This window comes from Stenotrophomonas sp. 2201_Sma, from assembly GCF_056486685.1.
On sequence record NZ_CM151329.1, the window covers coordinates 4100118 to 4121581 of the forward strand.

Below are 21464 nucleotides of genomic sequence, written 5' to 3' on the forward strand. Positions count from 1 at the left end.
GCAAGGTCGGCGCTGTGCGCATTCTGCTGTGAGGTGTGGAGACCGCTCGACACACCTGGCGCGGAGCGCAGGCCCCGCGCCCTGCAATCACATGCTGAAGCTGCTGCCGCAACCGCAGGTGGTCTTCGCGTTCGGATTGCGGATCACGAACTGCGCGCCGGTCAGGCTCTCGGTGTAATCCACTTCAGCCCCCATCAGGTACTGCAGGCTGAGCGGGTCGACCAGCAGGGTCACCCCGCTGGTCTGTACCGCCAGATCGTCCTCGGCACGGTTCTCGTCGAACTCGAAACCGTACTGGAAGCCCGAACAGCCGCCACCCTCGATATACACACGCAGCGCCAGATCGGGGTTGCCCTCTTCCTGGATCAACGACTTGACCTTGGAGGCCGCTGCTTCGGTGAAGTTCAGCGGCCGCTCCAGCGACTGGTAATCGGGCGCGGCCGCCGTGGGGGCGCCGGGCAGGGAGACTAGCGTGCTCATGGCATCAGCATGGGGGCACCGGCGGTGGCTTTCAAGCCATCGCTTCGGCCAGCTTGCGTCGCGCCGCAGTGTCGCCCTTGCCACTGGCGGGATCCCCGCTTTCGGGTGCAGGCAGGGCCGCCAGCGGTGCGCTGGCATGGATCAGGCGTCCATTCAGCTGGGCCCCGGCGTTCATCTCCACCACCTCGTAGTGGACATTGCCGTTGACCCGCGCGCTCGGGGTCAGTTCGACCTTTTCGGTGGCGTGGACATCCCCCTCCAGGCGGCCGCTGATGACCACCACCTGGGCACGGATCTCCCCTTCGATCACGCCATGCTCGGCGAGCGTCAGGGTCGCGGTGCTGGCGCCTTCGGCGGCGATCACCTTGCCATGGATGCGACCTTCCACGTACAGGCCACCACTGAACTCCACATCACCGCGGATCACCACCTGGTTGCCGATCAGGGCATCCACCACCAGCTGGCCGTCACGGTTGGATTTGCTGTTTCCGAACATCTGCCTACTCCCCTTTGCTGGCCGGCGCGCCGGCCTGTTTCCAGTCGAATACCTGGGTGGCGCCCCCCGCACCACTCCCCAATGTCACCCGCACGCGTTGCGGAGTGAAGTCAGCCGGCAGCATCACGCTGCCGGTGAGCTGCTGGAAGTACCGGAACGAGTAGTCCTGTCCCGGCACCTTGCTGCGCTGGTGCAGATCATCCCAGCTGATCGTGGCCAGCTTGCCGTTCTTCACGCCTTCCACGGTGAAACGCATCTGCCCCTGGCTGATGGCCCCGCGGTTGAGGTTCTGGGTCAGCACGGCGGTGTACTGCCAGGTGCCGGCCGATTCCGGGCTGAACTCGATCGAGTGGGTGTTCAGGCCCTTGCGCTGGCTGGTCGAACCGACCAGGCGCTCATAGAAGGCGACGTCCGCGCGCAACCCGGCGATCTCTTCGTCGCGCTCGGCGAGCGAGGACTGCACTTCGTTGTTGGCGGCGCGGCTGATACGGTCGGAGGCTTCCAGCGTGGCCTGCTTCTGGCGCAGTTCGGTCAGCTGCGCCTGCAGGCTCTCGGCACGCTTCTCGGCTGCCTGCAACCGTTGTCCCTGCTCGCCACGCGGCGCCCCCATCCAGCAGCCTCCGATCGTGGCCAGCACCAGGCTGAGCAGCCAGATGCCTCCAATCACCCACAGGCGACGGCGGTCCGCGGGCGGATGTGACGCGCCGGGCAGGCGGACCTGCACGCGCATGGGAGGACGGTTGGTCATGGGTAGATCCCGTGGCATCGCGGGCGCGACACCGGCACGGCCCGTGTGGCAAACGACGGGCTAGTGTATGACAGGATCGGCAGGATTCCTGCGCTGGCGGCGACCGAGGTCTGTGGCGTTCAGGCACGCCATCGTCGATAGTGTGGCCCCTCGCACAGTTCCGCCATCGGAGCATCGCCATGACCGAAGCCCACCTGTTCGTGATCGGCATCCTGCTGGCCTGGCTGGCCGGCATCCGTGTCTACCTCACCGTCTTCGGTGTCGGCCTGGCCGGCCTGCTCGGCTGGGTCGACCTGCCGCCCGCCCTGCAGGCGACCGAGTCGTGGTGGGTGCTGGGTACCTCAGCGGCGCTGGCCGTGACCGAGTTCTTTGCCGACAAGATTCCCGGCGTGGATTCGGTCTGGGACCTGGTGCAGACCCTTGCCCGGGTCCCCGCCGGAGCCTTCCTCGCCGCCGCCACCCTGTCGCCGGATGGGCAGCTGGATACCGGTGCGCTCGCTGCCGGCGCCGGCGTTGCCCTGGCCAGCCATGGCCTGAAGGCGGGCACCCGTGCCCTGCTCAACACCTCGCCGGAGCCGGCCAGCAACTGGGTCGCCTCGATCGCCGAAGACACCGTGGTGGTTGGCGGCCTGGCATTGGCCCTGGCACACCCCTGGATCGCGCTGGTCGTGGTGCTGGCATGCAGCCTGGCCGGCGCATTGCTGGTCTGGCTGGCATGGCGCGCTCTGTGGCGCGGCGTGCGTTGGCTTGCCCGTGCCGGCAACGGCACTGACCGGCAACAGCCACGCACCAGATGAACGCCGGGCGTGTCGCATAATGGCTGCGATCATCAGGAGCCCCCATGGCCGCAATTGAATCCCCCGCAGGCGTCCGCCCGGGTCGCGCTGAAACGCCACCGGCCGATCATTGGCAACGCTGGGCCACTGCGGTGGTGGACGCGGGTGCCTCCCCATCGGTTCCGTCCAGCGTCGCTGACAGTGGGCCTGCCTCCGGCGGTGCTCCGCCGCCGCTGCCGGGCGTCACCTCACAGCCCGAGGCGGGCAACCACGACCCGGCACCGGCGCCGGCGGATTCACCCTACCGCGTGCTGATCGTCGAGGACGACCGTGCGCAGGCCCTGTTCGCGCAGAGCGTGCTGCACGGCGCCGGCATGCAGGCCATCGTGCTCAGCGATGCCGAAGGCGTCCAGCAATCGATCAAGGACCATCGCCCTGACCTGATCCTGATGGACCTGCACCTGCCCGGCCTGGACGGCATGCGGCTGACGGCGATGATTCGCCAGCAGCCCGGCCTGCAGTTGCTGCCCATCGTGTTCCTCAGCGGCGATCCCGATCCGGAGCGCCAGTTCGAAGTGCTCGACAGCGGTGCCGACGACTACCTGAGCAAGCCGATCCGGCCGCGGCACCTGATCGCGGCGGTCGCCAACCGCATCCGCCGTGCCCGCGCGCAGGCGGCAACCTTGCCCGGCGCCGCCGGCACGCCGGCCACCAGCAATCCTGAAACCGGCCTGCCGACGCGCCATCATGTGCTGCAGCAGCTCAATGCCGCCCTGGCCCACCATGATCGTGGCGGCCTGTTCTTCATCGAGGTGGCCAGCGCGCTGGGCCTGCGCGAGCGCTATGGCTACGCTGCGTTCGAACGGCTGATGGTGCAGGCCGGACAGCGCTTGGCCGAAGCCGGCCATCCGCACCTGCTGGCGCGCCTGAACGACAACAGTTTCCTGCTGCTGGCGCGTGATGCCGATGAGGACAGGCTGGAGAGCGTGGCCGCCACCCTGCGCGAGCAGCTCTCCGCGAGGGCCTTCGTGATCCGCGATGACGAATCGGTGCACCTGCGTGGCGTGGTCGGCTATGCACCGCTGTCGCCCGGCTTCGAGGATGCCGCCAGTGCGCTGGAAGCCGTCGAGCGCACGACCCTGCAGGCGCGCCTGCTCAGTGCCGGCGTGGCCGGCCACGTGCATCGGCAGGCCATCAGCGAACAGGAGCATCTGGCCCTGCTGGAAGGCCAGCTGGAACTGGCTTACCAACCCATCGTCGCCGTCGCCGGTGGAGGCAGCGCGCAGTACCAGGTCCTGCTGCGGCTGCGCCAGGCCGACGGCACCGTGCTGACCGCCGGCCAGGTGATTCCGGCCGCTGAAGCCGCCGGCCGCATCGCCGACCTCGACCAGCAGGTGCTCGATCATGCGCTGGGCCTGCTGGATCTGTACCGGCATGCCACCCAGCCGCTCAATCTGTTCGTCTCGCAGTCGCTGCGTACCCTGCAGCGCGACGCCTTCGCCGACTGGCTGCTGGAGTCGCTGCAGCAGCGCGACCTGCCAGGCAGTGCGCTGGTCATCGACGTGCGCCTGCCCGATGCGCTGATCCACACCGTGCCGCTGCAGCAGTTCTGTCAGCGCATGGCGCAGGCCGGCGTGCGCTTCTGCCTGAGCCAGTTCGAGCCCGGCAACGATGCCGACGCGCTGCTGGGCCAGCTTCCGCTTTCGTTCGTACGCATGGCTGCACGCTTCTCCAGCAGCCACGCCAATCCGGGAACGCGCGAAGAACTGCGCAGGGCGATCGAGCGGGCGCACGGCGCCGGTCTGCAGATCATCGGGCAGCAGATCGAAGATCCGCAGGCAGCGGCCGCGATGTGGGTGGGAGGGGTCGACTACATCCAGGGCAACATGGTGCAGTCCGCCGGCAGCGACCTGAACTTCGACTTCCACAACGCGGTGCTCTGACATGCCGCTGTGGGCGGTGCTGCTGGTGGCCCTGGCCGTGGCGGCCATCGCGCTGCTGCTGGCGGGGCTGCGCCTGCGCACGCGCAGCCAGGCGCTGGCCGCACTGCAACGGGATCGTGCCGCGCTGGCCAGCGAGCGCGACCAGCTGCGCCGCACCACCGAGCGCCAGGGCCAGCTCGAACAGCAGTTGCTGCAGGCCAAGCAGGCGGCCGAGGCGGCGGTGCTGGCCAAGGGCGAGTTCCTGGCCACGATGAGCCACGAGATCCGCACGCCGCTCAACGGCATCCTGCCGATGCTGGAGCTGATCGCGCGTGGCCCGCTGGGCGAGGACCAGCGGCAGATGCTGGCCACCGCATCGGCCAGCTCGCAGCAGCTGCTGCGTATCGTCGACGACATCCTCGATTACTCGCGTTTGGAAGCACAGGCACTGGAGCTGGAGATCACCAGCTTCAATCTGCGCGAGCTGCTCGACGCCGTGGTGCAGCTGATGCAGCGCGCTGCCGACGCCAAGGGACTGGCACTGGTGCTGCAACTGGATCCGACGGTCCGCCTTCCCGTGCGCGGCGATCCGGTGCGCCTGCGGCAGGTGCTGAGCAACCTTCTGGCCAATGCCATCAAGTTCACGGCACGCGGCCAGGTGCAGCTGCGCGTGCAACGGCTGGGCGAAGGTCCGGCCCAGCACCAGTTGCGCTTCGAAGTGATCGACACCGGCATCGGCATCGACGAGGCCCAGCAGGCCCGCCTGTTCCAGTCCTTCAGCCAGGCCGATGCGTCGACCACCCGCATCTATGGTGGCACCGGCCTGGGCCTGGCCATCTGCAAACGCATCATCGACCTGATGCACGGCCACATCGGCGTCCAGTCGACCCCCGGCCAGGGCGCCCGCTTCTGGTTCGAGATTCCGTTGTTGAAAGTTCCCGGCGACCTGCCGGCGATGGCACGCGCACCGGCCACCCTGCTGCTGTTCAGTGCCGACAGCCACCTGAAGGCGCGCATCGAACGCATTGCCGCCCATCACGAGCTGCAGGTGCAGGTCATCGACGGGATGGACGCGCTGGCCGAGCGGCTGCGAGCCGTGCCCCGCCCCGGGCACGCTGCGCCGGCCTGGCTGCTGATCGATGCGCCTGCGCGCCGCAGCGGCGGAACCCGTCTGCGGCAGGCGCTGGCTGCGCGCGGTGCGGACGACACGCTGCAGGTGCTGTGGCTGCAGGAGGAGCCGCTGCCCGCGCAGGAGCGCCATCGCCAGTTGCCGGTCGCCTTCGAGGATGCCGCCCTGCACGCCCTGCTTGCCACGCCCAACGCCAGCGCGCGCCCGTCCGCCTGGCTGGCTGCCGCCGAAGAGGGCCAGGCACCGGCTGCCCTGCCAGCGCTCGGTCTACGCGTGCTGCTGGTGGAGGACAACACGGTCAACCGCATGGTGGCCGAACACCTGCTGCGGGTATTCCAGTGCGAGGTCCGCAACGCCGCCGATGGCGAGCAGGCACTGGTCGCGCTGCGCGAAGGCGGTGTGGACGTGGTGCTGATGGACTGCCAGATGCCGGTGCTGGACGGTTACGCCGCGACGCGCCAGTGGCGCGAGGAAGAGATCGCAGCCGGAGGCCGGCGCCTGCCGATCATCGCCATGACCGCCAATGCCATGGCCGGTGATCGCGAACGCTGCCTGCGAGCAGGCATGGACGATTACCTGTCCAAACCGATCGCGCGCGACACGCTGCACGCGCTGCTGCTGCGCTGGGGCCCCAAAGCCCTCCCCACGCCGGCAGCTCCGGCGGCGGCAGCGAAGGCCGGTCCAGAACCTGTCGCCCACCCGGTTCTGGACCGGAACGTGCTGGACGAGCTGCAGGCGGTCATCGGTGATGCCGCCACGCAGATCGTATCGGTGTACCTGGAAGACGCACCGGCGATGGTGCAGGCGCTGCAGCAGGCGGCGCAGGACCACGATGGCCAGCGCCTGCAGGCAGTCGCGCACAGCCTGAAGTCCTCTAGCGCGAATGTCGGCGCGATGTCGCTGTCGGCGGTCGCACAGCGGATCGAGCACGAGGCCCGCGCCGGCAGTCTGCAGCGCCCCGCCGTTGCGGTTGCGCTGCTGGTGGCCGAATTCGCCCGGGCACGGGTGGCGCTGGGCGGGTACCTGGCACAGCATCGCGCCGGCCAGGCGGGCTGACTCACTCTTCGAGCTTGCTCAGCAGGTACTTCGGTTCGCCGATGCGCTCGATCAGGTCCAGCTGCGTTTCCAGCCAGTCGATATGCTCTTCCTCCGAATCGAGGATCTTCACGAACAGCTGGCGGCTCACATAGTCGCCGACCGAATCGGCATAGGCCACCGCCTCGCGCAGGGTGACCACGCCATCACGCTCGAGCGAGAGGTCACACTGCAGGATCTCGGTCGGGTTCTCGCCGATGCGCAGCTTGCCCAGCGCCTGGAAGTTCGGCAGTCCTTCAAGGAACAGGATGCGGTCGGCGAGCATGTCGGCATGCTTCATCTCGTCGATCGATTCCTTGTACTCATGCTCTGCGAGTTCCTTGATGCCCCAGTTCTTCAGCATCTTGGCGTGCAGGAAATACTGGTTGATCGCGGTCAGCTCGTTGTAGAGGACCTTGTTGAGGAATTCGATGACCTTGGTGTCGCCCTTCATGGGGATACTCCTGCACGCTGAAAACGCAGGCACTTTACCGCCTTGCGTGCGGTCGTGAAGGAACGCGAATCGTGCGCATTGGCCTGTGCGGCCGCACGTGAGGGATGGGCAGGCGCGGTATCAACGCACCGCGGAAAAGACAGTCAGGCGACCTGGGCCAGACCGAGTACCGGCAGCGGCAGATCGTGGGTGGCACGTGCCTTGGCCAGCAGCTCGCCGGCCATGTCCAGACAGGACCCGCAGGTCGCGCCGCATCCGGTGCGCATGGTCAGCTCGGCCACCGACGTCACGCCATGGCTGGCGGCTTCGCGGATCTGGTGGTCGGTGACTCCGTTGCAGATGCAGACGTACACAGGCGGGAACCGGGCTGACAGGCCAGAAGCGGCCTGGTCGCTATTCCAATGGAAACGAGAATGGTTGTCAATCAGAGACCTGAACCATTCTCGATACCGTTCAGGCGGTCAGCTCGTCGGTCCTTCCTGCGCCTTTTTGGGCCAGTAGCCCCTGCTGCGCGGCCGCTTGCGCGGACGGTCGTGGCCCGCGGTGTTGCCGGGCATCCACGCTTCCGCTGCGCTCTTCGGCATGGCAGTGACGCCCTGCCCCGCCACCCCGCGCGCCAGCGGCGCCAGGTGTCGCAGCGCGCGCGCGTAGACGCCGCGCTTGAACATCACCACATGCTCCACCGGATACCAGAAATCCACCCAGCGCCAGTGATCGAACTCTGGCGAATCGGTATGGTCCAGGCACACATGGGATTCGTCACCGGTCAGGCGCAGCAGGAACCAGACCTGCTTCTGGCCGATGCAGACCTGCCGTTCATTGCGGCGGACCGCCCGCGCCGGCAGCTTGTAGCGCAGCCAGCCGGGCGTTGCCCCCAGCACTTCCACGTGCTCAGGCAGCAGGCCGGTCTCTTCCTGCAGTTCGCGATACATGGCCTCGACGGGCGTCTCGTCGGTGTTCATCCCACCCTGCGGGAACTGCCAGCCATCCCGGCGCACGCGTCGTGCCCAGAACACCTGCCCGTCCTGCCGCATCAGCACGATGCCGACGTTCGGTCGATAGCCGTCCGGATCGATCACGATGCGGACTCCTAAAAAAATCTACTGGTCAGGACTATCCCACGCCGCCTGTCAGGCGACAAGCGCGGCACAAATGTGTTGACAGTCCCACGGCGTATCAGCAGAATAGCGGGCTCACCAAGGCTATGTAGCTCAGCCGGTTAGAGCACAGCACTCATAATGCTGGGGTCGGTGGTTCGAGTCCACCCATAGCCACCATGCTGAAGTTGTTTTTCAGCGTGAAAAGTGAGAAAATAGTTACACGATACATTGCCCCGTCGCCAAGCGGTAAGGCACCTGACTCTGACTCAGGCATTCGGTGGTTCGAATCCATCCGGGGCAGCCAAATTAAACGCAGAAGGCCAGATCGAAAGATCTGGCCTTCTGCGTTTAATTTGGTCGCGCATTCCACCTTATCCCCGCGCCTGTCGGCGCACCCCCTTGAACATCAAGGGGGCTCCCCTCCAGAGAGAACCCCGGGGTCGGATCCTTCTCGCAGGCAAAGGCCCTGACCCCACCCTTTCCAATGCACAACCCCGAAACGGCAAAAGCCCGGCCAAAGCCGGGCTTCTGCTTTTTCCAACCAGCGGGCTCCCGGAGGAGCCCAGCCAGGCGCAGTGGATCAGCGCTTGGAGAACTGGGTGGCGCGACGGGCCTTGTGCAGACCGACCTTCTTACGCTCGACTTCACGGGCGTCACGGGTCATGAAGCCAGCCTTGCGCAGCTCGGACTTCAGGGTTTCGTCATACTCGACCAGCGCACGGGCGATGCCCAGACGGATCGCACCGGCCTGGCCGGTGGTGCCGCCGCCGGTGGCGGTGACCAGGATGTCGAAGCTTTCGGTGTTCTTGGTCAGCTCGAGCGGCTGGCGCACGATCATGCGCGCGGTCTCACGACCGAAGAACTCGTCCAGCGGACGGCCATTGACGGTGATGTTGCCCGAACCCTTGCGCAGGAACACGCGAGCGGTGGAGGACTTGCGGCGGCCAGTGCCGTAGTTTTGAGTGATAGCCATGATTAGATATCCAGAACCTGCGGCTGCTGTGCGGCGTGCGGATGCTCAGTGCCGGCGTAGACCTTGAGCTTGCGGTACATCTGGCGACCCAGCGGGCCCTTCGGCAGCATGCCCTTCACGGCGATCTCGATCACGCGCTCCGGGTGGCGCTCCAGCGCCTGGGCCAGGGACTCGGTCTTCAGGTTGCCGATGTAACCGGTGAAACGGTGATACATCTTGTCCTGCAGCTTCTTGCCGGTGACGGCAATCTTTTCTGCATTGATGACGACCAGGTAGTCGCCGGTATCAACGTGCGGGGTGTAGACCGGCTTGTGCTTGCCACGCAGACGGCGGGCCAGCTCGGTGGCGAGACGGCCCAGGGTCTTGCCCTCGGCGTCGACGAGGTACCAGTCGCGCTGGACGGTCTCGTTCTTGGCAGTGAAAGTGCTCATGAAGAACTCTAGGTTAGGTCGGGCTCATTGCGGCGAAGGACTCGCCGGAACTCTGCCACGCGTTGTGAAAGGTGAAGCGCAAGAGGCGGGATTGTACGCAGGTCCAGGCCCCGGCGCAAGCCGCCCCCTGTCCCGGGTTGGCAGGGGCGCGGGCGCGGGCGAGAATCGGCGGGTCTCCCGCCCCACCGTATCGCCATGACCGTGCTCCGCCAGACCACCCCGCTGGACCACCTGCTGACCGAAGCCCAGCGCGCCCTGGACACGGTGTTCGGCAACCCGCCGGCCAGCCGCCCCTATCCGGCGGTGGACACCGACGAGCCGGGCATGGACGCCCGCCAGCGCCGCCATGCGGCCGGGCTGATGCGGATCAACCACGTCGGCGAGGTCTGCGCGCAGGGCCTGTATTTCGGCCAGGCCGCCGTGGCCCGCGACCCGGCCACCCGCGAGCATCTGCTGGAGGCAGCGCAGGAGGAAACCGACCACCTGGCGTGGTGTGCCACCCGCCTGGCCGAACTGGACAGCCGGCCGAGCCTGTTCAACCCGCTCTGGTACGCAGGCAGTTACACCATCGGCACCCTGGCCGGGCTGCGCGGTGATGGCTGGAACCTGGGTTTTGTCGTCGAGACCGAACGCCAGGTAGAGGCCCACCTGGATGAGCATCTGGTCGATCTCCCGGCCGCCGACCTGCGCAGCCGCGCGGTCATCGAAGTGATGAAGCAGGACGAGGCCCGGCATGCGGACCATGCCGAGCAGGCCGGCGCCCGCCGCCTGCCCTTCCCGATTCCGGGGGCGATGGCGCTGGCCTCGAAGGTGATGAAGACCATCGCGTACCGCCTCTGAACGGCCGCCGCGCATGGCCCGGCGCTGCCGGCAACGCGGCATCGGACGCCTCAGCGCCGGCTCAGTTCGGCGACACCAGCTTCAGGCCGATCACACCGGCGACGATCAGGCCCACGCAGGCCAGGCGGGCCGGTGAAGCACTGTCGTTGAACAGGTAGATGCCCAGCACTGCCACGCCCATGGCCCCGATGCCGGTCCAGATGGCATAGGCCGTGCCGACCGGAATGCTCTTCATGGCCTGGCTCATCAGGTACAGGCTGATCAGCGCGGAAACGACCGTGGCGGCCGTGGGCAGTGGCTTGCTGAAGCCTTCGGAGTACTTCATTCCAAGCGCGAAGCCGATCTCGAACAGGCCGGCCAGCAGCAGGTAGATCCAGGGCATGGGTGGGGTCCTTACCTAGTGGTTGAAAAACGAAAACGGCCCGGTGTCTTCACACCGGGCCGTAGGTCGGTACATCGCCGTGGAACCATGAATTGCGCAGCACGCAGGTTCCACGGGGCGGGTCGTCCCGCCTGGGTGACGATGCCTGCCGGCATCGCACAGGGGTGTTACTCGGACAGGTTGCGACCGTGGAACAGCTCTTCGATCTCGCGCTTGAGCAGCGCCTCGATCTTCATGCGTTCCTTGAACGACAGGTTCCTGGCCTTTTCCTCGAACAGGTACTGATCCAGGTCGAAGTCCTTCAGGTGCATCTTCGTGTGGAAGATGTTCTCCTGGTAGACGTTGACGTCGAACATCTCGTAACGCGACTTGATGTTCTTGGCCAGGAAGTTCTGGATCGAATTGATCTTGTGATCGATGAAGTGCTTCTTGCCCTTCACATCGCGGGTGAAGCCACGGACGCGGTAGTCCATGATCACGATGTCCGATTCCAGGCTCTCGATCAGGTAGTTCAGGGCCTTCAGCGGCGAAATGACGCCACAGGTGGCTACGTCGATGTCCGCGCGGAACGTCGCGATGCCTTCCTGCGGATGGGTTTCCGGGTAGGTATGGACGGTGATGTGGCTCTTGTCCATGTGCGCGACCACGGCGTCGGAGATCAGCTCCTTGCCCGCCAGCTTCTTGTCGATCACCGGCTCTTCGGAGATCAGGATGGTCACCGAGGCACCCTGCGGATCGTAGTCCTGGCGGGCCACGTTCAGGATGTTGGCGCCGATGATCTCGGCGACATCGGTCAAGATTTGAGTCAGCCTGTCGGCGTTGTACTCTTCATCGATGTATTCAATGTAACGCTGACGCTCCTCTTCGGTGCGCGCGTAACACACGTCATAGATGTTGAAGCTCAGCGCCTTGGTGAGGTTGTTGAAACCCTGCAACCTCAGGCGAGGCAACGGCTTGACCACGGCGGTCGATTCCTGTGTAAGAAGAGAAAGGGTGAATTATGGGGCAAACCGCCCCCGGGGGGAACGTGAAGACGCAAGAGTTCTGGCACACTGTTTGCCCTTAACAATTGCGCTGGTTAAGCTCCGCTATCGACCCCGTGAATCCGTTCATGCGCAGAGGGAGCGCCCCTATCGTGTCAACCGTGCGCCTAGCTAGCAGTCCACTGGCCCTGGATATCGCAACAATCGATCGTTTCCTGGCGCACAGCCACAGGCGGCGATATCCCACCCGGACCGACGTCTTCCGACCAGGAGACCCGGCGGGAACCCTGTATTACGTCATCAGCGGCTCGGTTTCGATCATGGCCGAGGAAGATGACGATCGTGAGCTGGTGCTGGGCTACTTCGGTGCCGGCGAGTTCGTCGGCGAGATGGGCCTGTTCGTGGAATCGGACCGCCGCGAGGTGATCCTGCGGACCCGCACCGCCTGCGAGCTGGCCGAGATCAGCTACGAGCGCCTGCATCAGCTGTTCCTTGGCCCGCTGTCGGCCGACGCCCCGCGCCTGCTGTACGCGCTGGGCCAGCAGATCTCCAAGCGTCTGCTCGACACCAGCCGCAAGGCCAGCCGCCTGGCGTTCCTGGACGTTACCGACCGCATCGTTCGCACCCTGCACGATCTGGCCCAGGAGCCGGAGGCGATGAGCCACCCGCAGGGCAGCCAGCTGCGCGTTTCGCGGCAGGAGCTGGCGCGCCTGGTCGGCTGCTCGCGTGAGATGGCCGGCCGCGTGCTGAAGAAGCTGCAGACCGACGGGCTGCTGCATGCCCGCGGCAAGACCGTGGTGCTTTACGGCACCCGTTGATCGTTGAGCACCCGGTGGGTGCGGACCTTGGTCCGCACTCCTTCGCGCGCTAGGCTCGGTGCATGGAACTGAGCAGCGAATTCTGGTGGTTCATCCTCATCGGCCTCGGTGCGCAGCTGGTCGATGGCGCGCTGGGCATGGCCTTCGGCCTGGTCTCCTCATCGGTGATGCTGAGCATGGGATTGCCGCCGGCCCAGGTCAGCGCCAGCATCCACACCGCCGAAGTGTTCACCACCGGCGCCTCCGGTGTGTCGCATCTTGCGGCTGGCAATGTCGATAAACGCCTGTTCGTGCGCCTGGCGCTGCCCGGCGCGATCGGGGGTGCGATCGGTGCCTATGTACTCGCCCAACTGCCCGGCGATTTCATCCGCCCGTTGATCTACCTGTACCTGCTGGTGCTTGCCATCGTCATCCTGGCCCGTGCTGCCGGGCGCTGGATGCCCAGCGGCGAGATCCGCCGCGTGCCGGTTCTGGGCTTCTTCGCCGGCCTTCTGGACGCCAGCGGCGGCGGTGGCTGGGGCCCGATCGCCACGTCCACCCTGCTGGCGCGTGGCGGCCAGGCCCGTACCACGATCGGCACGGTCAACGCGGCCGAGTTCGTGGTCACCCTGACCATCTCGGCCACCTTCCTGCTGTCGATGGGGGTGCAGCACCTGCAGATCGTCGCCGGGCTGCTGATCGGCGGCATGATGGCCGCGCCGGTGGCCGCGATCCTGGTCAAGCGGGTCAAGGAACGCTGGGTACTGGTCGCAGTCGGCGTGCTGGTGCTGGGCATCAGCCTGTTCCAGATCGGCCACGCGGTGACCGGGTACCTGGCGCGCTGACCGCGCTCCGCGCTCGCCGGGCATGGCCCGGCGCTACCGGATGGCCTGCGGATTCGCCGGGCATGGCCCGGCGCTACCGGATGGCTTGCGGATTCGCCGGGCATGGCCCGGCGCTACCGGACGGCCTGCGGATTCGCCGGGCATGGCCCGGCGCTACCGGATGGCCTGCGGATTCGCCGGGCATGGCCCGGCGCTACCGGATGGCTTGCGGATTCGCCGGGCATGGCCCCGCGCTGCGGGATGGCGTGCAATGGCACGGCACCATCGGGCGGCAAGGGGTAGCGCCGGGCCATGCCCGGCGGGCCTGGTGGATCAGGCCTTGTCACCGCCGCGGTCGACGCAGCCCCAGTTGAGGATGCGGGTGCCCGCCGGCAGTACGCTGCGGAAGAACGCCACCTTGCCCGGCTTCGGGTTGACCACTACCGGCGCCTTCGCCGCCAGCAGCAGCGGCAGATCCGCAGTGCTGTCGGAGTAGGCAATGTCGATGTCGCCGTAGCCACGTTCACGCAGCATGCGCATCTTCTCTTCGTTGTGGCAGTGACGGGTCGGCCCCACCCCTCCCAGGCGCGGCCCGACCTCCGTGCCGATGACCGGCACGTCCTGGTGCGCAACGAAGGCCAGGATCGCGCGGGCCAGTTCGGGCGGGGCGCCCGTGGCCACCACCACGCGATCCCCCTTTGCACGGTGCGCGGCGAACACCTCCAGCGCCTGCGGCAGCAGCTTGGCGCGCATCTGCGCCTCGTTCCTGATCACGTAGGCGTCGATCACCCGGTTGAACTCGCGCGCACGATGCAGGCCGAAGCTGCCGATCCACACGTAGATCGAAATGCCGGCACGGCGGGTCGGCAGCATCGCCACCATCGGCCCGGCGATCGGGGTGACCAGCAGCGCCGCGAGCATGCGCAACGGGTTGCGCTTGATCAGCGAGGCGAACAGGTGCGTGCCCGAATCACCGTCGTACAGGGTGTGATCGAAGTCGAAGACCACCAGCGGCGCATCCGCGCGTGGCGTCGGGTAATGCGTTTTCATGCCGCGAAGAATAGCTGACGCAGGCCCTCGCCCGGCTCTTCCACGCGCATGAAGGCCTCGCCGACCAGGAACGCGTGGATGCCGGCATCACGCATCAGCGCCACGTCCTGGGGCCCGAGGATGCCGCTCTCGGTCACCAGCAGGCGGTCGCGCGGCACGGCCAGGCGCATGTCCAGGGTGGTCTGTAGCGAGACCTCGAAGGTGCGCAGGTTGCGGTTGTTGATGCCGATCATCGGCGCCGGCACCTGCAGCGCACGCTCCAGCTCGTCGATGTCGTGCACTTCCACCAGCACGTCCATGCCCAGCGACAGTGCCAGTTCCGACAGCGTGGCCAGCTGGGTATCGTCCAGCGCCGCCACGATCAGCAGGATGCAGTCAGCGCCCAGCACGCGCGCCTCGTACACCTGGTAGGCATCGATCACGAAGTCCTTGCGCAGCACCGGCAGCGTGCAGGCCTCGCGGGCCTGCTGCAGGTAGGCGTCGGCGCCCTGGAAGAAATCCACGTCGGTCAGCACCGACAGGCAGCTGGCGCCGCCGAACTCGTAGCTGACCGCAATGTCGGCCGGACGGAAGTCCGGACGGATCACGCCCTTGGAGGGGCTGGCCTTCTTCACCTCGGCGATCACCGCCGGATCGCCGTTGGCCACGGCGGCCTGCAGCGCACGCACGAAACCACGCACCGGCGGGGCGCCGGCCAGGGCGGCCTGCAGCTCCTCGAGCGGGCGCTGGGCGCGGCGCTGGGCTACTTCTTCGGCCTTGCGGGCCAGGATCGTCTGCAGGATGTCGCTCATCGTCTTCGGTTCGGTGCGGGGGCGGTGAGGACGGCCATTATCGGCCATCGACGGGGTCAGGCTGAACCACGCGCTCAGGCAACCAGCGCGCGGGTGGTCTCAACATACTGCTGCAGGCGCTGGCGGGCGCTGCCATTGGCGATGGCGGCGCGGGCACGGGCCAGGCCGTCACCGATGTCACTGGCCACGCCGGCCACGTACAGCGCGGCGCCGGCATTGAGCGCGACGATGTCCAGCGCCGGGCCGGGCTCGTTGTCCAGCACCGCGCGTAGCAGGGCAATGGACTGCTCCGGGCCATCCACGCGCAGGTTGCGGCTGGCCGACATGGCGATGCCGAAGTCCTCCGGGTGGATCTCGTACTCGCGCACCCTGCCGTCGCGCAATTCGCCGACCAGGGTGCCGGCGCCCAGCGAGATCTCGTCCATGTTGTCGCGGCCCCAGACCACCATGGCGCGCTCGGTACCCAGTTCGCGCAGCACGCGCGCCTGGATGCCCACCAGATCGGGGTGGAACACGCCCATCAGCACCGACGGTGCGCTGGCCGGATTGGTGAGCGGGCCGAGGATGTTGAAGATGGTGCGCACGCCCATCTCGCGGCGCACCGGCGCCACCACCTTCATCGACGGGTGGTGGATCGGCGCAAACATGAAACCGATCCCGGTCCGCTCGATGGCCGCGGCCACCTGCTCCGGCTGCAGCTCGATCACCGCGCCCAGCGCCTCCAGCGCGTCGGCGCTGCCGGACTTGGACGACACGCTGCGGTTGCCATGCTTGGCCACGCGCGCGCCGGCAGCCGCCGCGACGAACATCGCGCAGGTGGAGATGTTGAAGGTATGCGAACCATCGCCCCCCGTGCCGACGATATCGACCAGGTTGGAGGTATCGGCCACCGGCACCGGCCGGGCGAATTCACGCATCACGGTGGCCGCCGCGGCGATTTCGTCCACGGTCTCCTTCTTCACGCGCAGGCCGGTGAGGATGGCCGCCGTCATCATCGGCGAAACATCGCCGCGCATGATCTGCCGCATCAGGTCGACCATCTCGTCGAAGAAGATCTCGCGGTGCTCGATGGTGCGGTGCAGGGCTTCCTGGGGGGAGAAGCTCATCGGGATTGCTCCTTGGACTCAGGCGGCCGGTCGCTGCAGGAAATTGCGCAGCAGGGCGTGGCCGTGTTCGGTGAGGATGGATTCGGGGTGGAACTGCACGCCTTCCACCGGGAAGTGGCGATGGCGCAGGCCCATGATCTCTTCGATCGAGCCGTCGTCGTTCTCCGTCCAGGCGGTCACTTCCAGCACATCGGGCAGGCTGTTCTTGTCCACCACCAGCGAGTGGTAACGGGTGGCCTGGTAGCGGTCCGGCAGGCCGGCGAAGACACCCTTGCCTTCATGGCGGATCGGCGAAGTCTTGCCGTGCATGATGTTGCCCGCGCGGATCACCGTGCCGCCATAGACCTGGCCGATGCCCTGGTGGCCCAGGCACACGCCAAGGATCGGCGTGGTCGGACCGAGGCGCTGGATCAGTTCCAGCGACACACCCGCCTCGTTGGGCGTGCACGGGCCGGGCGAGATGACGATGCGTTCGGGCTTCTGCGCGGCGATCTCATCCACGCTCATTGCATCGTTGCGCACCACCTTCACCTCGGCACCCAGCGTCTGCAGGTACTGCACGAGGTTGTAGGTGAAGCTGTCGTAGTTGTCGATCATCCACAACATGGTCGGGTTCCGTCGCTTATCGAGTGGGCGTACACCTGGGTGCCGCACAGGGAGAGGGTCAGGTACAGCGGAGGGTGCCGCAGCGCAGGCCACGGCACGGAGTGCCTTACAGGCCCTTGGCAGCCTGGGCGACGGCGCGGAACAGCGCGCGGCCCTTGTTCATCGTCTCGTCCCATTCCTTGTCCGGGTCCGAGTCGTAGACGATGCCGGCGCCGGCCTGCACGTACAGGCGGCCGTCCTTGATCACCGCGGTGCGGATCGCGATCGCGGTATCGGCATCGCCGTGCCAACCGATGTAGCCGATGCTGCCCGCGTACACGTTGCGCTTGATCGGCTCCAGTTCGCGGATCACTTCCAGCGCGCGGATCTTCGGTGCGCCGCTGACGGTGCCGGCCGGGAAGGTGGCGCGCAGCACGTCGGCATAGCTAAGGCCCGGCTGCAGCTGCCCGGTCACCTCGCTGACGATGTGCATGACGTGGCTGTAGCGTTCAATCACGAACTGCTCGCCCACTTCCACCGTGCCGGCCTTTGATACGCGACCGGCATCGTTGCGGCCGAGATCGATCAGCATCAGGTGCTCGGCACGTTCTTTCGGATCGGCCAGCAGCTCGGCTTCCAGTGCCAGGTCCTGCTCGACGGTGGCGCCGCGCGGACGCGTGCCGGCGATCGGGCGTACGGTGACTTCGCCGTCCTGCAGGCGCACCAGGATTTCCGGCGAGGAGCCAACCACCTGCAGGTCGCCGACATCGAGGAAATACATGTACGGCGACGGGTTCAATGCGCGCAGCGCGCGGTACACGTCCACCGGGCGTGCCTTGAACGGCACGCTCAGGCGCTGGCTGAGCACCACCTGGAAGATGTCGCCGGCGCGGATGTATTCCTTGCTGCGCTGGACCGCATCGACGAAGCCATCGCGGGTGAAACCGGAGACGAAATCGGATTCATCCAGCACATCGCTGTTGAGCGGTGCGGGATAGCCGGCACCCGGTGCACGCAGCTTTGCGGTGAGCGCATCCAGGCGCGCCTGCGCCTGCTCGAACGCGCCGTCGAGGCGCGGGTCCGCGTGCACGATCAGGTACAGGCGGCCCTTGAGATTGTCGAATACCGCCAGCTCGTTGGAGTGCAGCAGCAGGATGTCCGGCGTGCCCAGTTCATCGCGGCCGGCCGGCGGTGCCAGGCGCGGCTCGATATAGCCGATGCACTCGAAACCGAACCAGCCGACCAGACCACCGGTGAAGCCCGGCAGGCCCTCCAGCTTCGGCACCGAGTGGGCGCTGCGCAGCGCCTCGACTTCGGCAAACGGGTCGGCCACCTCGCGGGTTTCCACCACCTGGCCGTCTTCGCGCACGGTCAGCGTATGGCCATGGAAGGCATACACGCGGCGCGCCGGCAGGCCAATGATCGAGTAACGACCAAAGCGTTCGCCGCCTTCGACGGATTCAAACAGGTAGGTATTGGGGCCGTCGGCGAGCTTCAGATAGACCGAAAGCGGCGTGTCCAGGTCGGACAGCACTTCGCGGACAACGGGAATGTGGGTGTGGCCTTCAGCGGCCTGCAGCTGAAACTGAGCGTGCGAGTTCAAGACGACTTTCCTTCCGGGACACAGCGTTATGGGGGCGGACGACGGCAACGGGCCACCATCGCCACCAACGGCGTGCGGAAGAAAGGGTATGCGGGGTCGTCAGGCTGGACACCCCTTGACTGTATCGCAGCTTGGACGGGAGTGGAACCCCGCAGCGCCAGGCGTGGCAGCCACCTTACGTGGCCAGCAGCGGGCAATCGGCCGGCAGATGCATGCGCACCCGGCCAGCCACGCAGTCGATGCGGAACCGCCGCGCCTGCACGGGCTCACCGTCCAGGTTCAGGGTCAGTGGCTGCGCCGACTCGAGCTGCAGCCAGGGCAGCCGGACGCGGGTGGCCACCCGTTCCAGCGCCGCTTCCTTGCCACCTGTCAGCATCTGCCCCAGCGTCGACGCCACCTCCCCCTCCAGTTCGGGCACGACGGTGACATCCAGCAGGCCGTCATCGATCAGTGCCTGTGGGCACAGCTGCTGGCCACCACCGGCCTGCCGGCCGTTGCCGATCCCCAGCGCGATGAAGCCGCCTTCCCAGGCGAAGTCCGGACCGTGCAGACGCGCGGTAATCGGCTCGATCCGCCCCAGCTTGGCGATGCCGGTGATCACGTAGGCCAGGCCACCGAGCATCTTCTTCAGGCCGGCATCGGTTTCCACGGTGACCTGCGTGCCGAAACCGCCACTGGCCAGGTTGGCGCACCACCAGGACGTGCTATCGGCATCCACGCGCAGCAGATCGATGGCATGTGCCGTGGTCTGCCCGATCAGTGCGAGCGCGGCCTCCGGCTCGGTCGGAATGTTCGCCGAGGTGGCGAAGTCATTGGCCGTGCCCATCGGGACCAATGCCAGCGAAGGCAGGGCATCGGCGGATTCATCGCGGTGGGCCAGCGTTTCGGCCACCGCACTGAGCGTGCCGTCGCCGCCTGCCGCCACGATCACGTCTACCCCGTGGTCGATCGCCTCAGCCACGTAACGCTCGGCGTCACCTTCTTCCCAGGTGACACGTACCTCCAGCTGCACGCCCCGCTCCCGCCACTGGCGCACCGCGTCGCGCAGCTCGTCATTGCCTGCGGACTTGCCGTTGAGGATCAGGCGCCAGCGCGGTGCGGTCATGCGGGGATTCCGGTGTGGGGTGGCACAGGCTAGCAACGCACCGTTTGCCGGCAGTGAATGTCACATGCGTGTCATTCAGCTCCCGGAGAATGGAAGGCCATAGCAGGGACGACGGATGGAGGCAGGATCAGCCTCCGACAGCTTTTAGGGCCGCACTCGCAGGAGTGCGGCCTTCCTGCTTCAGGCCCGGTCAACCGCTGGGGCATCGGCGACCCCGACACCTCGGGCTACCTCTTGTTACCCATTCTCCGATGAATCGCGCGACACAGGAAAGTGACCAAGCCTGCAACGGCAGCCAGATACCAGACGAGCGATCCCTCGGAGACGATCGGCGACAACACCGCGGAGGCCAGCACCACCGACGCGGCGACAAGAAGACAGCAGATGATGTTCATACGCGTTCTGCAGCCGGGACCCTTCGTGGTTACTGGACTGACGGCAAATCAGCGGGCCATCGTCAGGATTGCCAGTGCCTGTGTGCCGCTACAGTGGCACCGACGGCCTTTCCAAGGAATCAGGAGAATCCTGCTTGAAAACCAGGAGTTCTCTGTTCTGCGCATCCTGCGCCGTCGGACCTGCCTACGTAAGGAATCACGACGCGGGATGATGACTTTCTGCTGGCCGGCCGCCGGTCGGCGCTACCGGCTTCCCGCAAACGCCTTCAGTGCGTCGCCGTCGAGCCGGTATACAGTCCACTCATCCTGTGGTTTCGCGCCCGCTGCGGTGTAGAACTCGATGGCCGGCGTGTTCCAGTCCAGCACCGACCATTCGAAGCGACCGCAGCCTTCGGCGACCGCCTGCCGCGCGATGTATTTCAGCAGCGCCTTGCCAGCGCCCGCGCCTCGCTGCTGCGGGCTGACATACAGGTCTTCCAGGTAGATGCCCTTGCGGCCCAGCCAGGTGGAGTAGTTGTAGAAATACACCGCATAGCCGATGGCCTCGCCATCGGCTTCACAGATCAGCGCGCGGGCAGTTGCGTCGGGACCGAACAGGCTTTCGGCGATGCCGATCTCGTCGGTCTGCACCGAATGCTCGGCCCGCTCATAGATGGCCAGCTCACGGATGAAGCGCAGGATCAGGCCCGCGTCGGCGGCAGTGGCCGGGCGGATGTTCAACACGGCCACCGTGCTCATGCCTCAGCCCCGCGCCGCAGCGACGTTGGCGCGCATCTGCGCGATCACGTCCTGGTAGGGGGTCTTGGCATTGAAGATGGCCGAGCCGGCGACGAAGGTGTCGGCGCCCGCAGCCGCGATCTCGCCGATGTTGTCGGCCTTCACGCCACCGTCGATTTCCAGGCGGATGTCCTTGCCGCTGGCATCGATCTTCTGGCGGACCACGCGCAGCTTGTCCAGCGCCGAAGGAATGAAGGCCTGGCCGCCGAACCCCGGGTTGACCGACATCAGCAGCACCAGGTCCAGGTCGTCCAGCACCCAGTCGAGGATGTCCACAGGGGTGGCCGGGTTCAGCACGATGCCCGGCTTGCAGCCCAGCGAACGGATCAGCTGGATCGTGCGGTGCACGTGGCGGCTGGCCTCCGGATGGAAGCTGATGTAGGTGGCACCGGCTTCGGCGAAGTCCGGGATGATGCGGTCCACCGGCTCGACCATCAGGTGCACGTCGATCGGCGCGGTCACGCCGTGCTTGCGCAGTGCCTGGCAGACCATCGGGCCGATGGTCAGGTTGGGTACGTAATGGTTGTCCATCACGTCGAAGTGGACCCAGTCCGCACCAGCGGCCAGGACATTGTCGACTTCCTCGCCGAGGCGGGCGAAATCGGCGGACAGGATGGAGGGGGCGATGAGGCAGTGGGACATG

The 21464-nt window shown here is 66.6% G+C and carries 24 protein-coding genes and 2 tRNA genes; 8 read left to right on the top strand and 18 right to left on the bottom strand.

The window, feature by feature from the left end; genetic code table 11:
- Window positions 1-87: 87 nt before the first annotated feature.
- The 3 genes from erpA to ACZLIF_RS18825 are packed head-to-tail and all read right to left on the bottom strand — an operon-like array spanning window position 88 to window position 1724.
- Window positions 88-480, bottom strand: coding sequence for an iron-sulfur cluster insertion protein ErpA (erpA, locus tag ACZLIF_RS18815; protein WP_053515598.1), 393 nt, complete (start codon window positions 478-480; stop codon window positions 88-90).
- A gap of 31 nt (window positions 481-511) precedes the next feature.
- Entirely contained in the window at window positions 512-976 is a 465-nt protein-coding gene (locus ACZLIF_RS18820) for a bactofilin family protein (RefSeq protein WP_053515596.1), read from the bottom strand.
- Between the two features lie 4 nt (window positions 977-980).
- Window positions 981-1724 (bottom strand): DUF6776 family protein, encoded by a 744-nt coding sequence (locus ACZLIF_RS18825; protein ID WP_053515594.1) that lies wholly within the window; start codon window positions 1722-1724, stop codon window positions 981-983.
- Between the two features lie 179 nt (window positions 1725-1903).
- Here ACZLIF_RS18825 and ACZLIF_RS18830 point away from each other — a divergent pair, with 179 nt between their 5' ends.
- From ACZLIF_RS18830 to ACZLIF_RS18840, 3 genes are read left to right on the top strand one after another with little or no spacing between them, the layout of a single operon-like run.
- Window positions 1904-2521 carry a DUF4126 domain-containing protein gene (locus tag ACZLIF_RS18830; protein ID WP_128988415.1) on the top strand — a complete coding sequence of 206 codons (618 nt, stop codon included), beginning with the start codon at window positions 1904-1906 and terminating at the stop codon, window positions 2519-2521.
- A gap of 44 nt (window positions 2522-2565) precedes the next feature.
- Window positions 2566-4443, top strand: a complete 1878-nt coding sequence (locus tag ACZLIF_RS18835; protein ID WP_128988417.1) for an EAL domain-containing protein — start codon at window positions 2566-2568, stop codon at window positions 4441-4443.
- A 1-nt stretch (window position 4444) separates the two neighbouring features.
- Entirely contained in the window at window positions 4445-6607 is a 2163-nt protein-coding gene (locus ACZLIF_RS18840) for an ATP-binding protein (RefSeq protein ID WP_128988419.1), read from the top strand.
- A 1-nt stretch (window position 6608) separates the two neighbouring features.
- Here the strand turns inward: ACZLIF_RS18840 and bfr are convergent, their stop codons facing one another.
- The 3 genes from bfr to ACZLIF_RS18855 form a co-directional block, all read right to left on the bottom strand.
- Window positions 6609-7079: a bacterioferritin gene (bfr, locus tag ACZLIF_RS18845; protein WP_005414691.1), complete on the bottom strand. Its 471-nt coding sequence runs from the start codon at window positions 7077-7079 to the stop codon at window positions 6609-6611.
- A gap of 143 nt (window positions 7080-7222) precedes the next feature.
- Window positions 7223-7432, bottom strand: a complete 210-nt coding sequence (locus ACZLIF_RS18850) for a (2Fe-2S)-binding protein (protein WP_032951724.1) — start codon at window positions 7430-7432, stop codon at window positions 7223-7225.
- A gap of 108 nt (window positions 7433-7540) precedes the next feature.
- Entirely contained in the window at window positions 7541-8158 is a 618-nt protein-coding gene (locus ACZLIF_RS18855; protein WP_053515586.1) for an RNA pyrophosphohydrolase, read from the bottom strand.
- 121 nt (window positions 8159-8279) lie between these two features.
- Here ACZLIF_RS18855 and ACZLIF_RS18860 point away from each other — a divergent pair.
- Both ACZLIF_RS18860 and ACZLIF_RS18865 read left to right on the top strand, forming a co-directional pair.
- Window positions 8280-8356 (top strand) — tRNA-Met (locus ACZLIF_RS18860).
- A 52-nt stretch (window positions 8357-8408) separates the two neighbouring features.
- Window positions 8409-8483, top strand: a tRNA-Gln gene (locus ACZLIF_RS18865).
- A 276-nt stretch (window positions 8484-8759) separates the two neighbouring features.
- Here ACZLIF_RS18865 and rpsI read toward each other — a convergent pair.
- Window positions 8760-9152 (bottom strand): 30S ribosomal protein S9, encoded by a 393-nt coding sequence (gene rpsI / locus ACZLIF_RS18870; RefSeq protein WP_053515585.1) that lies wholly within the window; start codon window positions 9150-9152, stop codon window positions 8760-8762.
- 2 nt (window positions 9153-9154) lie between these two features.
- Window positions 9155-9583: a 50S ribosomal protein L13 gene (rplM, locus tag ACZLIF_RS18875; RefSeq protein WP_005414692.1), complete on the bottom strand. Its 429-nt coding sequence runs from the start codon at window positions 9581-9583 to the stop codon at window positions 9155-9157.
- Between the two features lie 195 nt (window positions 9584-9778).
- Here rplM and coq7 point away from each other — a divergent pair, with 195 nt between their 5' ends.
- Window positions 9779-10423: a 2-polyprenyl-3-methyl-6-methoxy-1,4-benzoquinone monooxygenase gene (coq7, locus tag ACZLIF_RS18880; protein ID WP_053515583.1), complete on the top strand. Its 645-nt coding sequence runs from the start codon at window positions 9779-9781 to the stop codon at window positions 10421-10423.
- A 61-nt stretch (window positions 10424-10484) separates the two neighbouring features.
- Here coq7 and ACZLIF_RS18885 read toward each other — a convergent pair whose 3' ends face one another.
- Entirely contained in the window at window positions 10485-10805 is a 321-nt protein-coding gene (locus ACZLIF_RS18885; protein ID WP_005411314.1) for a DMT family transporter, read from the bottom strand.
- A gap of 167 nt (window positions 10806-10972) precedes the next feature.
- Window positions 10973-11767 carry an adenosylmethionine decarboxylase gene (gene speD, locus ACZLIF_RS18890; protein ID WP_019661504.1) on the bottom strand — a complete coding sequence of 265 codons (795 nt, stop codon included), beginning with the start codon at window positions 11765-11767 and terminating at the stop codon, window positions 10973-10975.
- A 149-nt stretch (window positions 11768-11916) separates the two neighbouring features.
- On the opposite strand from speD, the gene crp reads away from it, so the two are divergent.
- Entirely contained in the window at window positions 11917-12606 is a 690-nt protein-coding gene (gene crp / locus ACZLIF_RS18895) for a cAMP-activated global transcriptional regulator CRP (RefSeq protein ID WP_010482649.1), read from the top strand.
- Between the two features lie 62 nt (window positions 12607-12668).
- Entirely contained in the window at window positions 12669-13430 is a 762-nt protein-coding gene (locus tag ACZLIF_RS18900) for a sulfite exporter TauE/SafE family protein (protein WP_065181533.1), read from the top strand.
- Between the two features lie 312 nt (window positions 13431-13742).
- On the opposite strand, the gene ACZLIF_RS18905 is transcribed toward ACZLIF_RS18900, so the two are convergent.
- The 8 genes from ACZLIF_RS18905 to rpe form a co-directional block, all read right to left on the bottom strand.
- A complete protein-coding gene (locus ACZLIF_RS18905) occupies window positions 13743-14459 on the bottom strand; it encodes a haloacid dehalogenase-like hydrolase (protein WP_053515578.1) in 717 nt (238 codons plus the stop codon).
- A complete protein-coding gene (trpC, locus tag ACZLIF_RS18910) occupies window positions 14456-15250 on the bottom strand; it encodes an indole-3-glycerol phosphate synthase TrpC (RefSeq protein WP_065174378.1) in 795 nt (264 codons plus the stop codon). The genes ACZLIF_RS18905 and trpC overlap by 4 nt, the downstream gene beginning before the upstream one ends.
- A gap of 74 nt (window positions 15251-15324) precedes the next feature.
- Window positions 15325-16356 carry an anthranilate phosphoribosyltransferase gene (gene trpD, locus ACZLIF_RS18915; RefSeq protein WP_128988929.1) on the bottom strand — a complete coding sequence of 344 codons (1032 nt, stop codon included), beginning with the start codon at window positions 16354-16356 and terminating at the stop codon, window positions 15325-15327.
- Window positions 16357-16374: 18 nt separating this feature from the next.
- Window positions 16375-16962 (bottom strand): anthranilate synthase component II, encoded by a 588-nt coding sequence (locus ACZLIF_RS18920; protein ID WP_074900025.1) that lies wholly within the window; start codon window positions 16960-16962, stop codon window positions 16375-16377.
- A 106-nt stretch (window positions 16963-17068) separates the two neighbouring features.
- Window positions 17069-18544, bottom strand: a complete 1476-nt coding sequence (gene trpE, locus ACZLIF_RS18925; RefSeq protein WP_128988927.1) for an anthranilate synthase component I — start codon at window positions 18542-18544, stop codon at window positions 17069-17071.
- Window positions 18545-18719: 175 nt separating this feature from the next.
- A complete protein-coding gene (gene yegS / locus ACZLIF_RS18930; RefSeq protein WP_128988925.1) occupies window positions 18720-19649 on the bottom strand; it encodes a lipid kinase YegS in 930 nt (309 codons plus the stop codon).
- Between the two features lie 638 nt (window positions 19650-20287).
- Entirely contained in the window at window positions 20288-20773 is a 486-nt protein-coding gene (locus ACZLIF_RS18935) for a GNAT family N-acetyltransferase (protein WP_053515753.1), read from the bottom strand.
- 12 nt (window positions 20774-20785) lie between these two features.
- The gene (rpe, locus tag ACZLIF_RS18940; protein WP_065174373.1) at window positions 20786-21463 is read right to left on the bottom strand and encodes a ribulose-phosphate 3-epimerase; all 678 of its coding nucleotides are present in this window, start codon (window positions 21461-21463) and stop codon (window positions 20786-20788) included.
- Between the last annotated feature and the right edge of the window lies 1 nt (window position 21464).

Bases quoted from the DNA above. Each gene is read 5' to 3' on its own strand.
- erpA (WP_053515598.1), bottom strand. From the start codon at position 480: ATGAGCACGCTAGTCTCCCTGCCCGGCGCCCCCACGGCGGCCGCGCCC.
- ACZLIF_RS18820 (WP_053515596.1), bottom strand. From the start codon at position 976: ATGTTCGGAAACAGCAAATCCAACCGTGACGGCCAGCTGGTGGTGGAT.
- ACZLIF_RS18825 (WP_053515594.1), bottom strand. From the start codon at position 1,724: ATGACCAACCGTCCTCCCATGCGCGTGCAGGTCCGCCTGCCCGGCGCG.
- ACZLIF_RS18830 (WP_128988415.1), top strand. From the start codon at position 1,904: ATGACCGAAGCCCACCTGTTCGTGATCGGCATCCTGCTGGCCTGGCTG.
- ACZLIF_RS18835 (WP_128988417.1), top strand. From the start codon at position 2,566: ATGGCCGCAATTGAATCCCCCGCAGGCGTCCGCCCGGGTCGCGCTGAA.
- ACZLIF_RS18840 (WP_128988419.1), top strand. From the start codon at position 4,445: ATGCCGCTGTGGGCGGTGCTGCTGGTGGCCCTGGCCGTGGCGGCCATC.
- bfr (WP_005414691.1), bottom strand. From the start codon at position 7,079: ATGAAGGGCGACACCAAGGTCATCGAATTCCTCAACAAGGTCCTCTAC.
- rpsI (WP_053515585.1), bottom strand. From the start codon at position 9,152: ATGGCTATCACTCAAAACTACGGCACTGGCCGCCGCAAGTCCTCCACC.
- rplM (WP_005414692.1), bottom strand. From the start codon at position 9,583: ATGAGCACTTTCACTGCCAAGAACGAGACCGTCCAGCGCGACTGGTAC.
- coq7 (WP_053515583.1), top strand. From the start codon at position 9,779: ATGACCGTGCTCCGCCAGACCACCCCGCTGGACCACCTGCTGACCGAA.
- ACZLIF_RS18885 (WP_005411314.1), bottom strand. From the start codon at position 10,805: ATGCCCTGGATCTACCTGCTGCTGGCCGGCCTGTTCGAGATCGGCTTC.
- crp (WP_010482649.1), top strand. From the start codon at position 11,917: ATGCGCAGAGGGAGCGCCCCTATCGTGTCAACCGTGCGCCTAGCTAGC.
- ACZLIF_RS18900 (WP_065181533.1), top strand. From the start codon at position 12,669: ATGGAACTGAGCAGCGAATTCTGGTGGTTCATCCTCATCGGCCTCGGT.
- ACZLIF_RS18905 (WP_053515578.1), bottom strand. From the start codon at position 14,459: ATGAAAACGCATTACCCGACGCCACGCGCGGATGCGCCGCTGGTGGTC.
- trpC (WP_065174378.1), bottom strand. From the start codon at position 15,250: ATGAGCGACATCCTGCAGACGATCCTGGCCCGCAAGGCCGAAGAAGTA.
- trpD (WP_128988929.1), bottom strand. From the start codon at position 16,356: ATGAGCTTCTCCCCCCAGGAAGCCCTGCACCGCACCATCGAGCACCGC.
- ACZLIF_RS18920 (WP_074900025.1), bottom strand. From the start codon at position 16,962: ATGTTGTGGATGATCGACAACTACGACAGCTTCACCTACAACCTCGTG.
- yegS (WP_128988925.1), bottom strand. From the start codon at position 19,649: ATGACCGCACCGCGCTGGCGCCTGATCCTCAACGGCAAGTCCGCAGGC.
- rpe (WP_065174373.1), bottom strand. From the start codon at position 21,463: ATGTCCCACTGCCTCATCGCCCCCTCCATCCTGTCCGCCGATTTCGCC.